Here is a 12,717-nt window from a genome sequence, read left to right as displayed (position 1 = left end):
CCATCTCATGCCGGCGGCGGGGTCGACTCCGCTCCGGCCCGCGCAAGGCGGCGAAAGGCTACTTCGGTCCTGTCGCCGCCTTGAACACCGTTGCGCCCAGCAGCATCACGACCACGAAACCGACCAGGAACAAGAAGAACAGGATCTTGGCGACACCGGCGGCCGCACCGGCGACACCGGTGAAACCGAGCGCGCCGGCGATCAGGGCGACGATGGCGAGAATGATGGCCCACTTGAGCATTTCAGTTTCCTTCGAGGGGCGCACGAGCGGCGCCATTACAAAATCAACGCCCCGTTCGCGCACGCCGTTCCTTGTTTTCGCCGCCCGGCGCCGCTAACTCGAAGCCATGGCCTCCAAGCCCGAAAGCCCGACCGAACCCTTCAAGCGCGCCCTGGCGCACGCGGCCCGTTCGCTCGCCGAGACGGCCGATCTGGAGGTCGTGTTCTCGGGCGACGGTCCCCAGCTCCTGGGCAAGCGGGCGGTGCTGCCGCATCCGCCGCGTGACCTGAATTCCAAAGAAGCCGCGCGCATCCGGGGCCTGGCCGACCAGATGGCCCTGCGCCTGGCGCACCACGACCCGATGGCCCACGCCCGGGCGCGGCCCAGCTCTCCCGACGGCCAGGCGGCCTTCGAGTCGATCGAGCAGGCGCGCCTGGAAGCGATCGGCGCCAATGCGCTCGGCGGCGTCCGCCAGAACCTGACCGCCGCGCTCGAAGCCCGGCTGGAGAAGCAGGGCCTGACCCGCGCCATCGCCACCGACCGCCAATCCGCCCCCATGGCCGAGATCCTGGGCCTGATGGTGCGCGAGCGCCTGACCGGCGACGCCCCGCCGGACGGGGCCAAGGCGCTGGTCGACATCCTGCGCAACGACATCGAGATGAAGGCCGGCAAGGACCTGGATCGCCTGGCCGCCGCCATCGACGACCAGGCCGCCTTCGCCCGCGTCACCCGCGAGATCCTGCGCGACCTCGACCTGGGCGAGGAGATGTCCGACGCCACCGAAAGCTCGGACGAGGACGAGGGCGAGGACGACAGCCCCACCGAGACCTCCGACGAGGATCAGGGCGAGGGCGAAGGCGAGCAGCCCGAGGGCTCCTCGCCGCAGGAAAGCGAAGCCTCCGACCGCGAGACCGAGGCCGGCGACGAGGAAATGGTCCAGTCGGACCAGGACGGCGAGCCCGAGGAGTCCGACGAGAGCCCGGAGATGGGCGACGGCGCCAAGCCAGCCCGTCCGGACACCGGCCAGGCCCAGGGCGGCGAGCCGCTCTACAAGGTCTTCACGACGGCTCATGACGAGGTCGTCGACGCCGAGGACCTGTGCGACGCCGAGGAACTGACGCGCCTGCGGGCCTATCTGGACCAGCAGCTGTCGGCGCTCTCCAGCGTCGTCTCGCGCCTGGCCAACAAGCTGCAGCGCCGCCTGCTGGCCCAGCAGAACCGCGCCTGGACCTTCGATCTCGAGGAAGGGATGCTGGACGTCGCCCGCCTGACGCGGGTGATCATCGACCCGACCGCGCCGCTGTCGTTCAAGCAGGAAGAGGACCAGGAGTTCCGCGACACGGTCGTGACCCTGCTGATCGACAATTCCGGCTCGATGCGCGGCCGCCCGATCATGGTGGCGGCGATCTGCGCCGACATCCTGGCCCGCACCCTGGAGCGCTGCGGGGTCAAGACCGAGGTGCTGGGCTTCACCACCCGCGCCTGGAAGGGCGGCACCAGCCGCGACGAGTGGATCAAGCAGGGCAAGCCCGCCGCGCCGGGCCGCCTGAACGACCTGCGCCACATCATCTACAAGGCCGCCGATGCGCCCTGGCGCCGGGCCCGCAAGAACCTCGGTTTGATGATGCGCGAGGGCCTCCTGAAGGAGAACATCGACGGCGAGGCCCTGATGTGGGCGCACCAGCGGATCATCGGCCGGCCCGAAGCCCGCCGCATTCTGATGGTGATTTCCGATGGCGCGCCGGTGGACGACTCCACCCTCAGCGTGAACTCGGGCCACTATCTGGAGCGCCACTTGCGCCAGGTCATCGGTGAGATCGAGGGCAAGAGCCCCGTGGAGCTGATCGCCATCGGCATCGGCCATGACGTCACGCGCTACTACCGCCGCGCCGTCACCATCGTCGATGTCGAGCAACTGGGCGGCGTTCTGGTCGAGCAACTGGCGGCCCTGTTCGACGAAGAGCCGCGCCAGATCGCCCGCACGCGCGGCTTGCTGGCCCCGCCGCCGGTCGTTACGCCGCAAGCCGCGAAGCCCGCCAAGGTCCGCGCGTGATCGGATTGCGGACGGTCCTGGTGCTGGGGCTGGTCGGCGGCCTCGGCGGCTTCGCGACCCAGTGCTCGCCGCGCAAGCCCAAGCCCGCCCCCGTGGTCGTCACCCCGCCCGCGCCGGTCAAGGCCGGGCCGGAGATCGGCGTGCAGACCACGCCCGTGCCCCTGGACGCCGCCAACCCGGCCAAGACGGCCGTGGACGGCTTCACCTATGCCGGGGGCCTGGTGCTCACCAGCACCGACACCACGCGCCTGCACGGCCTGTCGGACCTGGCGGTCGGGGCCAACGGCCAGATGATGGCCATCACCGACGACGGCGACCTGTTCGAGGCCAAGATCCAGCTGGACGCCGCCGGCCGCCTGGTCGGCGTGACCGACGGCAAGCTGCAGCCGCTGAAGGGCCTGGACGGCCAGCCGCTGCAGGGCAAGCAGAACGCCGACGCCGAGGGCCTGGCCGTGCTGCCCAATGGCGACCGCCTGGTCAGCTTCGAGCGCAATCACCGCATCTGGCTCTATCCGATGCTGCCGGACGGCGGCTGGGGAACGCCCCGCGCCGTCCCCAAGCCCGCGACCATCCTGCCCGAGAACGAGGGCATCGAGGCGATCTCGGCCTATCCCGCCGCCGGTCCCGACGCCTATCTGGTCGGCGGCGAGGAGGGCGAAGTCTGGCTTTGCCGCGTGTCGGCCGACTGCAAGTCGCTGCCGCCGCAGTCGGGACCGGACTTCACCTGGGGCCTGACGGGCTTCGCCCCCTTCCAGGGTGCGGCGTTCGCCAGCCTGCACCGGGGCTTCGACCCGATCCGAGGCTGGCGGGCCGTGGTCCGCTTCATCTCCGACCCGACCCTCCCCCTGGCCAAGCAGCGCACCTCGGCCACGCTGCGCTTCGACGGCGCCATGCCGCGCGACAATTTCGAGGGGCTGGCCCTGACCCGCTCGCCTAGCGGCGGGACGCGGATCTACGTGGTCTCGGACGACGGCGCGATCGGCCAGCAACGCACCCTGCTACTGGCCTTCGACTGGACGCCGCCGCCCCCTCCTCCGCCGCTACCGCCCAAGCCCGTCAAGAAGCCGGTCCGGAAGCGCTAAATGCCGTTTCGTTTCGAACGAGACGGTTTCGTTGTCAACTATATGATTATATTGGATTTTTTGTCGCACCCCGCGACTTGACCATTGATTTAGACACCGGTGTCATCTACACATGACCTCGACGGACGACGAAGGCGAGAACTTCGAGCCGTCAGAGGAACGCACCTGGAGGCGGTTGAATCCAACCTCCTTTCCGGGACTATCAAAATGATCCGTCTGCTCATCATCGCTCTCTCGGCCCTCATGGCCACCACGGCCGCCACCTCGGCCAGCGCCGGTGAAATCACCGTCAAGGTCGCCGGTCGCGCCACCGCCGCGGTCCACGCCGACATCGTCGACGCGGCCAAGCAACTCTGCCAGGAAGACCTGCAGGGCAACCCGGCCGCTTCGGAAATCGCTCCGTACTGCGTGCGCGAAGTGGCTCGTGAAGCCATCGCCCGCACCAAGAGCGCCGACCTGGTCGCCTACGACCGCGCCCAAGGCCGCAGCGTCTATTTCCTGCGCGTCGCTTCGCGCTAATCGCGACGCCTAGTAGCTTGAAGAGCCCGCGAAACCTTGGTTTCGCGGGCTTTTTCACGTCCGCAATCGGTTGTTCGCGCGCGAACCATCAATTTTGCACGCGAAGGACGCATTGCAACATAACCGTTGATAACCCAAGAGAACGTTGCTATATGCAACGCGACGGCCCAGCACGGCGACAGACCGGGACGGACCGTCAGGGGAACGCGTCTGGAGGTGGTTGCTCACAACCCCCTTTCGGAACCACTGTCATGATCCGTTCGATCGTTCTGGCCGCCTCGGCCATCGCTCTGTTCGCTTCCGCTCCGGCCTCGGCCGCTGAAATGCGCGTCAAGGTCGCCGGCAAGTCGGCCGCCGAAGTCCGCGCCGAAATCGTCAAGGCCGCCTCGACCGTGTGCTGGGCCGACGTCCGTGGCGAAGCGCTCGCCGGCTACCTGTACCCGGCCTGCATCCGCGCCTCGGTCAACGACGCCGTGTCGAAGATCAACAACCCGGCCCTGACCGCCTACAACACGGCCAACCCGGCTTCGGGCGCTGTCGTCGCTCGCTAATCCACAGCGTCGACACCAAGCTTTCAAACCCGCCGCGGCTCAGTCGCGGCGGGTTTTGCTTTTTCAGGCCTCGCTACGCGCGCGGATATCGGCCAGCGCCTGGTCGACCAGCAGGGCGCCGTCCTCCCAGACCGTGACCATGGCGTCGCGCCAGCCCGGCTCGGGCGCGAAGCCCTCCGGCGCCGCCACGGTGCGATAGCCGTCCGCGCCGTCGGTCAGCAGCATCAGCCGGCCGGCCTTGCTGCGCTTGCCCGGATCGGTCACCGGATCCTTGCTGACGTCGATCCAACGCCCGTCGACCTTGGCGGCCGAGCACTTCAGCGCGAACTTCTGGGTGTCGCGGTCCAGTTGCTGCAACAGGCCTCCGCCCATGCCGAAGGCCAGGTTCTCGGCGCTGAAGCCGTCGGCGACGATCCGCTCGAGGATCGCGGCGATGCTCACCGGATTGACCCCGTCGCCCTGGATGACGCGGACATGGTTCAGCACCTTGTAGCCCTTGCCGTTCACCGTGGAGCCGAAGGTCTGGTCCAGCAGGCGCAGGGTTTCGGCGACGATCGTCACCGGGTCGCCCGAGTCGGGGCGGACCACCAGGGTCGCACCGCTGTCGGCCACCGCCTGGCGAAGCTCACCACCCCAGAGATCCCGAACCGCGTGGAACAGGTCGTAGCTGTCGGACACCACCGAGAACAGGCCGCCCGGCTTGCCGAAACGGGTCAGCATGTTGCGGTAGGCCTCGACCTCGCTCTCGCGGCCCCAGCTGGTGATGGTGCTGTGCTCGGCGGCGGGGATCGAGAAGGCGGCCATCGGCTCGTTGTACCAGGCGCGGCCGCCCAGCACGGCGCTCAGGGTGTCGCTGCCCTGGAAGTTCACCAGGTGCGCCAGCCCGCCCAGGGCCGCCGATTCCTGGCTGGAGACGCCCCGCGCCCCGAAGTCGTGTAGCTTGAAGGGCAGTTCGGTCGCAGCATTGTCGCTGGTCTTCTCCAGGGCCGCGCGGAGGGTCTGCTTCACGCCCCAGCTGATCGTGGCGACCGTGACCGGGTACCAGACCCGCAGCAGCAGGGTCTCCAGGTAGGACGGCAGCCAGTAGCATTCGGGATCGGTGTTCTCGATCGTCATCAGCGCCTGGTGGGTCGGCACGACCGTTCCTTCCGGCACGGCGCGGATCCGGACCGGCAGGCGGCCACCGTGGACGTCGACGATCCGCCGCCAGCCGGCTTCGTTGAAGGGCTCGCCGTGAACGGCCAGCAGCTCGGCGGCCTCGTCGACCATGGCGTGGGTGACCGGCTTGGCCAGTTGCGTCTTGAGAATGGCCTGCAGGCCGAAGAAGACGGTGCGGTCATAGCGTCCGCCCCGGCTCTCGACATACGAGAAGGCGCCGGTCGTGCCGGGCGGGTACTGCAGCCAGTGGCTGGCTTTGTAGCTGTCGGTGTTCAGGATCAGGTTGTCGAACATCGCGGAAGCTCCTTCGCGCGGAAGATGACCGTCCCGTCTGTCAGGACGGCGCGTGGGTTCGTCAGGCGCCGCCGACGAAGTGTTCGAGGATGTGGAAGTGATCCTCGAAGAACTGCTCCTCCATCAGCATCGCCTCGCTGATCGGGGTCCAGCGGACCCTGTCGGCGTCGTCGGCGGCGCGGACCTTGGGCAGGTCGCCGGCGGGGAAGTCGAAGTGGAAGGCGTGGGTGATGGTGCGCCCCCGCAGCGACCGACCAGGATGGTCGAACACCTGCCGCGCCTTGATCGAGCCGCGCAGCACGGCCGGCGGCACTTTCAGGCGGGTTTCCTCGTGCAGTTCGCGGATGGCGGCGGCCAGAACCGTCTCCTCCTGGTTCACGAAGCCGCCCGGCAGCGCCCACAGCCCCTTGCCCGGCTCGGCCCGGCGGCGGACCAGCAGGACGTGGCCGGAGTGGACCACCACCGCATCGGCGGTGACGAAGGTCGGCGGATAGGGGGCGACGGCCCAGCTCTGGCGATAGGTGGCGATGAAGGCGGCCTCGCGGGCCAGCTGGGCGTAGGCGGGCGAGCCGGCGCGAAAGGCCTCCAGCATGCCGAACACCGGCGCGGGCACATTGGCCTCGACCAGCCGCAGGGCGCCCGCTTCGCCGGAGAACAGCCAGGCGCGCAGCTCGGTCGCCGACAGCACCTCGGCGTGCTGCACGTCGACCAGGGGCCATTGCGGGAAGGCGGCCAGATAGGCGCCGGTCGCGCCGTCCTTGTCGCGGCCGATCAGGCCCACGCGGACCTCGGCACCCGCGCCGTCGGCCTCGAGCGCTTCGGCGACCAGGCGCTGGACGTCGGCGACCCACAGGGTCTCGCTATAGAGATGGTCGCGCAGCGGCTTGACGATCAGGCGTCCGGCCTGGTCCTCGGCGGCGGCGCGGATCATGACCGCGCGCTCACTGGCGTTGAACGGATTGCGGACGGTGCGCGGCTGGCCGGCGCTGCCGACCAGAACGATGACCTTGTCGGCCAGGCGAAGCGCGTGCTCCAGCACCGCGCGGTGGCCGTTATGGAACGGCTGGAAGCGTCCGATCAGGACGAGATAGTCGTAGCGCATGAGGCTCCCCCACGCTGGTTGACGCCGCCGGTCTATCCAGCGACAGACTTATGCTAATTTTGAGCATAAGCACTTGTCAAGCGCGCGATCGCCTTTTGGTGCGGAAACGACGAAAAACCCGCCAGGCGCGAGCCCGGCGGGTTTTCAGTAGTTAGTCGACCGTGAAGCCTTAGGCGGCTTGAGCGGCGGCCTTGGCCTTGGCCTTGACCTGCGACTTGATCTTCAGGGCGCGCGGCGACAGCTGCTCGTCCTTGGCGCCCAGCAGGAACACGTCCAGGCCACCCTTGAAGTCCAGGGTGCGCAGGGCGGCGTTGCTGATACGCAGCTTGAAGCTCTGGCCCAGCGACTCCGACTGGAGCGTGGCGGGCGACAGGGCCGGCAGGAAGCGGCGCTTGGTCTTGATGTTCGAGTGGCTCACATTGTGGCCGACCATCGGACCGATACCGGTAAGTTCGCAACGGCGCGACATGGTGGTTACCTTGGCTTGGGCGAGACCGCTCAGCTCTGTGAAGAGCCTGGCCCCGCTAAGATATGAATTCGGACACACGGTTGGACCAGGCCGACCGCGCGAGAGCGGGCGATATAGGCGAAGGCTCCCCCTTGAGTCAAGGCTGGTCTGGCCCGGCGGCCAACGATCTCTCGCATCCGCGTCCACGCCCCGGGGAAGGGAACCGCCCGCCCTATCGCCGCCTTCAAGCACGGTTCATCTGCCACTCTATATAGGAGCGGCATGAAGGAGACCCGCCGTATGCGTCCGACCGCCCTCACCGCTTCCGCCCTGACCTTGACCTTGGGCGTCGCTGTCGCCGGTTTCAGCCTGGCCCAGCCGGTGGTGCGCGCCCCGGCCGCCAAGGCTTCCGCGAGCAAGACGACGATTCTCCCCGGCCACTGGGAATACGGCTACCGGCTGGCCGGCATCCCGGTCAGCAGCGAGACCAAGTGCCTCAAGCCCGCCGACGTCGAGCAGTTCTCGCGCGGCATCTGCACCCGCAAGTACCGCTGCGACTACACGACCAATGTCGTCCAGAACGGCAAGATCCAGCTGAAGGGCACCTGGACCGACAAGAAGGACCGCGTCTCGCCGGTGTCGGCCGAGGGCTCGTACGGACCCGAGAGCTTCAAGATGGACATCCACATAAAGACGATCAGCGGCATGCCCCTGGCCGGCAGCCTCAGCGCCAAGCGCGTCTCGGCCGAGTGCCCGGCCGAGGAAACGGCCGGCAACTAGGCCGGCTTCCTGAAACCGATTTGTGGTTAATCGGCTTTAAGCTACAATAGCTTGTAGGGAACAAACACTGAATCGGGGAACGTCGCCGATTCGGTCATGATTCGTTTCGCCCCTGTTCGAAGAAGCGTTAGCGCGCGTTAAGAGACGTGGGCGGACGGCTTTCGACTTCATCCAAAACTCCCCCCTCATTCCCGCCCTTGTGGCGGGAACCTCTGGCTCAGCTGATACGTGAGACGCAAGCGGACTGCTGAGCAGTCCGCCCCTCCCGCGCCTGCAGCGGATAGAGGGGTTCCCGCCACAAGGGCGGGAATGACGGAGCGCTATAGGGAGCGCCCTACCGCCGCGGCGGCGCGATCGAGAACTCCAGGTCGAACAGCGTCGGCGCCGCGCTGGTCTTGGCCTTCTCGATGGTCAGGAGCTTGGCCTTGGTCTCGGCCCCGCCCGGCGCGGAGAAACCACCCATGCCGCCGGACGAGCCCAGCACCCGGTGGCAGGGCACCACGATCGGCCAGGGGTTCTCGCCCAGGGCCTTGCCCACCGCCCGCGCCGCGCCCGGCTCGCCCATGGCCTTGGCCACCTCGCCATAGGTCGAGGTGTCGCCCGGCGTGATGGCCCGGGCGATCTCGTAGACCCGCAGATTGAAGGCCGGCTGGCTGGAAAGATCGAGGGCGATATCCGAAAGATCGTCGCGGCCGCCGGCCAGCAGGTCGCGAACCCGCTCGATGATCTTCTCGATCTCCGACGTCGGCTCGCGCTCGACCGCTTCGGGGAAACGCTTGCGCAGACGCGCCCAGGCCGCGCCGGGCGTGCTCTCGGGCAATTGCATGCCGACGAGGCCGTGGTCGCCCCAGGCGATGCCACAGCGTCCGATGATGGTGTCGAAAAGGGCGAAACCCGGGGCGGTCATGCGGAAAAAATAGCAGGCCTGTTGCGACTTTCGAGGGGTCGGCCATACGTTTTCCGTTTCTTGCTACGCTTGGGAGAGAATCCTTGCGCCGTTTCGCCCTCGCCGCCCTGCTGGCGGCCACTTCCTTGACGACGGCGCAGGCCGCTGACCTGCTGATCCATGGCGGTCCGATCCACACCGGGGTCGAGGCCAAGCCGACCGCCGAGGCGGTGTTGGTCCGCGACGACAAGATCCTGTTCGTCGGCGACCTGGCGACCGCCAAGGCCAAGGCCGCCAAGGATGTCCGCGACATCGACCTGAAGGGCGCGGCCGCCTATCCGGGCTTCGTCGACGCCCACGCCCACCTGATGGGCATCGGCTTGCGCGAGCTGACCCTGAATCTCGACCAGACCCAGTCGCTGGCCGAGCTCGTTTCCACCGTGAAGGCCTATGCCGCCGCCCATCCCGAGGGCGCGATCTACGGCCGGGGCTGGATCGAGACCCACTGGCCGGAGAAGCGCTTCCCGACCAAGGCGGACCTGGACGCCATCGCGCCGGGCCGGGTGATCGTGCTGGGCCGCTCGGACGGCCACGCCAGCGTCGCTTCCAGCGCGGCCCTCGCCAAGGCCGGCGTGACGGCCGCGACGGCCGATCCCGCCGGCGGCAAGATCCTGAAAGGGACCGACGGCCAGCCGGACGGCATGCTGATCGACCACGCCCAAGCCCTGGTGAACGACGTTATCCCACCGCCGAACGAGGCCCTGAAGCGCGAGGCCCTGCGCAAGGCCGGAACGCTGTACGCCTCGCGCGGCTGGACCGCCCTCGACAATATGAGCGTCATGAGCGACGACCTCGCCTTGCTGCGCGACGAGGCCGCCAAGGGCGCGTTCCACATCCGCGTCGACAACTACATGGACCCCAGCGGCGCGGCCGAGGTGCTGAGCAAGGGCCCGCAAACGGACGCCACGGGTCTCATTCGCGTACGTGGCGTCAAGCTCTATATGGACGGCGCCCTGGGTTCGCGCGGCGCGGCCCTGCTCGAGCCCTATAGCGACGCCGAGGGCCTGGGCCTGCAGCTGACCCCGCAGGACAAGGGCCTGGCCCTGATGAAGCAGGCCAAGGCCGTCGGGGCTCAGGTGGCCATGCACGCCATCGGTGACCGCGGCAACCGCATGACCCTGGACTGGTTCGAGGAGAGCCTGGGAGGCGACACCGCCGCCCGCTGGCGCATCGAGCATTCGCAGATCGTCGCCGACACCGACGTGCCGCGCTTCGCCAAGCTGGGGGTCATCGCCTCGATGCAGCCCAGCCACGCCATCGGCGACCTCTATTTCGCCCCCGCGCGCCTGGGCAAGGCGCGCCTGCACGAGGGCTATCGCTGGAACGACTTCCTGAAGGCCGGCGTCGTCGTGGCCGCCGGCTCGGACGCTCCCGTCGAGGTCGGCGACCCGCGCATCGAGTTCTACGCCGCCGTCTACCGCCACAGCCTGACCGGCTTCGCCAACGAGGACTGGCATCTGGAAGAAGCCGTCACCCGCGCCCAGGCCCTGAAGATGCTGACCCTGGCCCCGGCCTACGCCGTCTTCCGCGAGAAGGAGCTGGGCACGCTAGAGGCCGGGAAGAAGGCGGACGTGACGGCCTTCAGCAAGGACCTGATGACGGTGGAGCCGAAGGAGATCCTGACGGCCGAACCGGTGCTGACGGTGGTGGATGGGAAGCTGGTGTTCAGCCGCTAACTCCAAACGGACTGAGCCGGCAGAAGTGACATTGCAGGGCGCTAGAACGGAGAGGTTCCGTAGGGCGGAAAGACCGACAAATCGCCCAGGCCTGTAGATATTTGCGGAATTCCGATTCCAGTGCCATCGGCAATCTTTGTTGCCACAAAATTAGTTCTCGCCTCCGCCTGTCGAAAATACGACGAGCTATTATTATAGGTAGAAGCCGTGCCGCCGCTCTTTAGGTGAGCATCATAGAGTTGCTGCGCGCCCTGAAAATTCGAAATAGTGTTGTGCGCTATTTCGTGAAGCATCAAGAAATTTATGCCATTCTGATCGTATGCAAGGTACCCATTAAGCGTACCAATTGTAATGTAAAGTGTATCTCCATAGTTTCTGCCGCCATATCCAGCCGGCATTCCGCCATTATCAACTATAACTATTTTCTGAAAATTCTGAAGAGTCCGCTTAATATCTCCAGCCGGAATGCTAATTCCACCGCCAACATCTATCATTTGGGTTGAAGGAATCGCGTCCAGCGCCGCCGCAAACGCAGAGAGCTTGTTCCCAAACGCGGCTATCAGATTAGGGATGATCCACGGCTTTGTGGGATTTTCAGTAACCGTACTCTCAATGGCCGTTGAATATGGGCCAAAGTATAGGGGATATTGCTTTAGTTGTTCCGGTAAATTATTATATATACTTGCTTTCCATGTGAGAAAGTCGATCGTCGTCGCGTAGGATACATCGATCCCGGCTGGCAAGGTGATGATGATCGGAGCAATGACATTATCGTCAGGCATGCTTGGCCTCAGGGCTAAATCCAAATAAACTCTGGATAGCTACGCCATTACGATAAATCTGAGGTTGTCATGCCGTCAATGGAAATGATGCCCGCGTACTCGACGGAAATGCCGGTTTCCGCCCGCCAAGCTTGCGCGATTTTGAAAAGCGCGGCGCTGGAATTGAGCAGGCGCCGGGTGATGTACGATGTCGGCCGATCCAGCATCGAGTTCTCCGCTGAGTATTTTCCAGAGGTCGATGAACTTCGTGACAATAGCTACTGGAATAGCGAAATTGGCTTCCCGCGCAGTTTGGCTTCGCCGTCTCGTAAGGGCTCGTGGCGATCGCCCAACTGCAAAATCAAGCGATCCCGCGATCCGGACAGCGGCGTGTATTTGACCTTTTACCGGCCGCTCCTGGCGCGCGGCGGGAAAGAGGCTCTTATTGCAGTCGGGGCGAGCCTGGGCGTCCGCGAGCATCTTCCTGGCGTCGCCAGCGCCCAACGATTTCCGACTTACATCTGCAAAGTGAGGAAGGTTTCAGGCCGCTGGGTCACCCGCACATGCTCGAACGCCATTGAGCGCCTTTTCTGACAGCCAATCCGTACGACCAAAAGCACTAGGCCGCGCTATGCGACCCAGCATTGAGCACCTCAGTCCTCGATCGCCTCCACGCCCTGACGGTCAAGCTCCGCGAGCCGGTCGCGCATGGTCTTCAGTTGCTCCGGGGTATGCCGCGTCCAGGCCTCGACCTCGCCGACGATCCGTAGCGGCTCCCGCGTGCGGTAGGACCTGGTCGGATTGCCCGGGAACTTCTTGTCGGTGAGGTTCGGGTCGTCCTCGAACGGCCCCGTCGGCTCGACGATGTAGATGCGCTCGCGCCCTTCGCCCTGGGCCAGTTCCGCGCCCCAGGTCGCGGCCTCCAAGGTGGCGGCGAAATAGACGAACAGCGCGGCCTTGCGCTTGCCGTAGTTGGAATTGAAGCCCGCGCCGATCAGGTCGCCGGTCGCCAGGTCGGCCTTGGTCCCATGATAGAAGATGTCGGTCATCGGTGACGGCCCTCTCGCTGCGGGACCGGTGGTCCCTCCAAGGGCGCTACAACCTGCGCATATTTCGTCGGCCGCCAA

At 66.3% G+C, this 12,717-nt stretch carries 14 protein-coding genes; 7 read left to right on the top strand and 7 right to left on the bottom strand.

Annotation, left to right across the window (positions count from 1 at the left end; translation table 11 throughout):
* Positions 1-58 precede the first annotated feature (58 nt).
* Complete coding sequence (locus AC07NN_RS01955) at positions 59-241, bottom strand: DUF1328 domain-containing protein (RefSeq protein ID WP_494637463.1); 183 nt, start codon at positions 239-241, stop codon at positions 59-61.
* 106 nt (positions 242-347) lie between these two features.
* Between AC07NN_RS01955 and cobT the strand changes: the two genes are divergently transcribed.
* From cobT to AC07NN_RS01935, 4 genes are all read left to right on the top strand, one after another.
* The gene (cobT, locus tag AC07NN_RS01950) at positions 348-2,273 is read left to right on the top strand and encodes a cobaltochelatase subunit CobT (protein WP_494637462.1); all 1,926 of its coding nucleotides are present in this window, start codon (positions 348-350) and stop codon (positions 2,271-2,273) included.
* A complete protein-coding gene (locus AC07NN_RS01945) occupies positions 2,270-3,355 on the top strand; it encodes an esterase-like activity of phytase family protein (protein WP_494637461.1) in 1,086 nt (361 codons plus the stop codon). The genes cobT and AC07NN_RS01945 overlap by 4 nt, the downstream gene beginning before the upstream one ends.
* 207 nt (positions 3,356-3,562) lie before the next feature.
* Positions 3,563-3,874, top strand: coding sequence for a hypothetical protein (locus AC07NN_RS01940; RefSeq protein ID WP_494637460.1), 312 nt, complete (start codon positions 3,563-3,565; stop codon positions 3,872-3,874).
* Between the two features lie 251 nt (positions 3,875-4,125).
* On the top strand, positions 4,126-4,425 hold the full coding sequence (locus tag AC07NN_RS01935; protein WP_494637459.1) for a hypothetical protein: 300 nt from the start codon (positions 4,126-4,128) through the stop codon (positions 4,423-4,425).
* 63 nt (positions 4,426-4,488) lie between these two features.
* Here AC07NN_RS01935 and AC07NN_RS01930 read toward each other — a convergent pair whose 3' ends face one another.
* From AC07NN_RS01930 to rpmB, 3 genes are all read right to left on the bottom strand, one after another.
* Positions 4,489-5,877: a nicotinate phosphoribosyltransferase gene (locus AC07NN_RS01930; protein ID WP_494637458.1), complete on the bottom strand. Its 1,389-nt coding sequence runs from the start codon at positions 5,875-5,877 to the stop codon at positions 4,489-4,491.
* A gap of 61 nt (positions 5,878-5,938) precedes the next feature.
* Positions 5,939-6,979 carry a bifunctional nicotinamide-nucleotide adenylyltransferase/Nudix hydroxylase gene (locus AC07NN_RS01925; RefSeq protein ID WP_494637457.1) on the bottom strand — a complete coding sequence of 347 codons (1,041 nt, stop codon included), beginning with the start codon at positions 6,977-6,979 and terminating at the stop codon, positions 5,939-5,941.
* A gap of 169 nt (positions 6,980-7,148) precedes the next feature.
* Positions 7,149-7,448: a 50S ribosomal protein L28 gene (rpmB, locus tag AC07NN_RS01920; protein ID WP_125155294.1), complete on the bottom strand. Its 300-nt coding sequence runs from the start codon at positions 7,446-7,448 to the stop codon at positions 7,149-7,151.
* A gap of 279 nt (positions 7,449-7,727) precedes the next feature.
* On the opposite strand from rpmB, the gene AC07NN_RS01915 reads away from it, so the two are divergent.
* Complete coding sequence (locus AC07NN_RS01915) at positions 7,728-8,207, top strand: DUF3617 domain-containing protein (protein WP_494637456.1); 480 nt, start codon at positions 7,728-7,730, stop codon at positions 8,205-8,207.
* A 334-nt stretch (positions 8,208-8,541) separates the two neighbouring features.
* Here the strand turns inward: AC07NN_RS01915 and AC07NN_RS01910 are convergent, their stop codons facing one another.
* Complete coding sequence (locus AC07NN_RS01910) at positions 8,542-9,114, bottom strand: methylated-DNA--[protein]-cysteine S-methyltransferase (RefSeq protein ID WP_494637455.1); 573 nt, start codon at positions 9,112-9,114, stop codon at positions 8,542-8,544.
* 83 nt (positions 9,115-9,197) lie between these two features.
* On the opposite strand from AC07NN_RS01910, the gene AC07NN_RS01905 reads away from it, so the two are divergent.
* Positions 9,198-10,829 (top strand): amidohydrolase, encoded by a 1,632-nt coding sequence (locus tag AC07NN_RS01905; RefSeq protein ID WP_494637454.1) that lies wholly within the window; start codon positions 9,198-9,200, stop codon positions 10,827-10,829.
* A gap of 41 nt (positions 10,830-10,870) precedes the next feature.
* Here AC07NN_RS01905 and AC07NN_RS01900 read toward each other — a convergent pair whose 3' ends face one another.
* A complete protein-coding gene (locus AC07NN_RS01900; RefSeq protein WP_494637453.1) occupies positions 10,871-11,611 on the bottom strand; it encodes a hypothetical protein in 741 nt (246 codons plus the stop codon).
* Positions 11,612-11,680: 69 nt separating this feature from the next.
* On the opposite strand from AC07NN_RS01900, the gene AC07NN_RS01895 reads away from it, so the two are divergent.
* A complete protein-coding gene (locus AC07NN_RS01895) occupies positions 11,681-12,184 on the top strand; it encodes a hypothetical protein (RefSeq protein ID WP_494637452.1) in 504 nt (167 codons plus the stop codon).
* A 59-nt stretch (positions 12,185-12,243) separates the two neighbouring features.
* On the opposite strand, the gene arr is transcribed toward AC07NN_RS01895, so the two are convergent.
* A complete protein-coding gene (arr, locus tag AC07NN_RS01890; protein ID WP_494637451.1) occupies positions 12,244-12,639 on the bottom strand; it encodes an NAD(+)--rifampin ADP-ribosyltransferase in 396 nt (131 codons plus the stop codon).
* Positions 12,640-12,717: the final 78 nt, after the last annotated feature.

It is taken from the genome of Caulobacter sp. GW821-FHT09H08 (genome assembly GCF_059415885.1).
The sequence above is the reverse complement of the archived record's forward strand: the minus strand, read 5'-3'. Positions and strand labels throughout refer to the sequence as shown.

Bases quoted from the DNA above. Each gene is read 5' to 3' on its own strand.
- AC07NN_RS01955 (WP_494637463.1), bottom strand. From the start codon at position 241: ATGCTCAAGTGGGCCATCATTCTCGCCATCGTCGCCCTGATCGCCGGC.
- cobT (WP_494637462.1), top strand. From the start codon at position 348: ATGGCCTCCAAGCCCGAAAGCCCGACCGAACCCTTCAAGCGCGCCCTG.
- AC07NN_RS01940 (WP_494637460.1), top strand. From the start codon at position 3,563: ATGATCCGTCTGCTCATCATCGCTCTCTCGGCCCTCATGGCCACCACG.
- AC07NN_RS01935 (WP_494637459.1), top strand. From the start codon at position 4,126: ATGATCCGTTCGATCGTTCTGGCCGCCTCGGCCATCGCTCTGTTCGCT.
- AC07NN_RS01930 (WP_494637458.1), bottom strand. From the start codon at position 5,877: ATGTTCGACAACCTGATCCTGAACACCGACAGCTACAAAGCCAGCCAC.
- AC07NN_RS01925 (WP_494637457.1), bottom strand. From the start codon at position 6,979: ATGCGCTACGACTATCTCGTCCTGATCGGACGCTTCCAGCCGTTCCAT.
- rpmB (WP_125155294.1), bottom strand. From the start codon at position 7,448: ATGTCGCGCCGTTGCGAACTTACCGGTATCGGTCCGATGGTCGGCCAC.
- AC07NN_RS01915 (WP_494637456.1), top strand. From the start codon at position 7,728: ATGCGTCCGACCGCCCTCACCGCTTCCGCCCTGACCTTGACCTTGGGC.
- AC07NN_RS01910 (WP_494637455.1), bottom strand. From the start codon at position 9,114: ATGACCGCCCCGGGTTTCGCCCTTTTCGACACCATCATCGGACGCTGT.
- AC07NN_RS01900 (WP_494637453.1), bottom strand. From the start codon at position 11,611: ATGCCTGACGATAATGTCATTGCTCCGATCATCATCACCTTGCCAGCC.
- AC07NN_RS01895 (WP_494637452.1), top strand. From the start codon at position 11,681: ATGCCGTCAATGGAAATGATGCCCGCGTACTCGACGGAAATGCCGGTT.
- arr (WP_494637451.1), bottom strand. From the start codon at position 12,639: ATGACCGACATCTTCTATCATGGGACCAAGGCCGACCTGGCGACCGGC.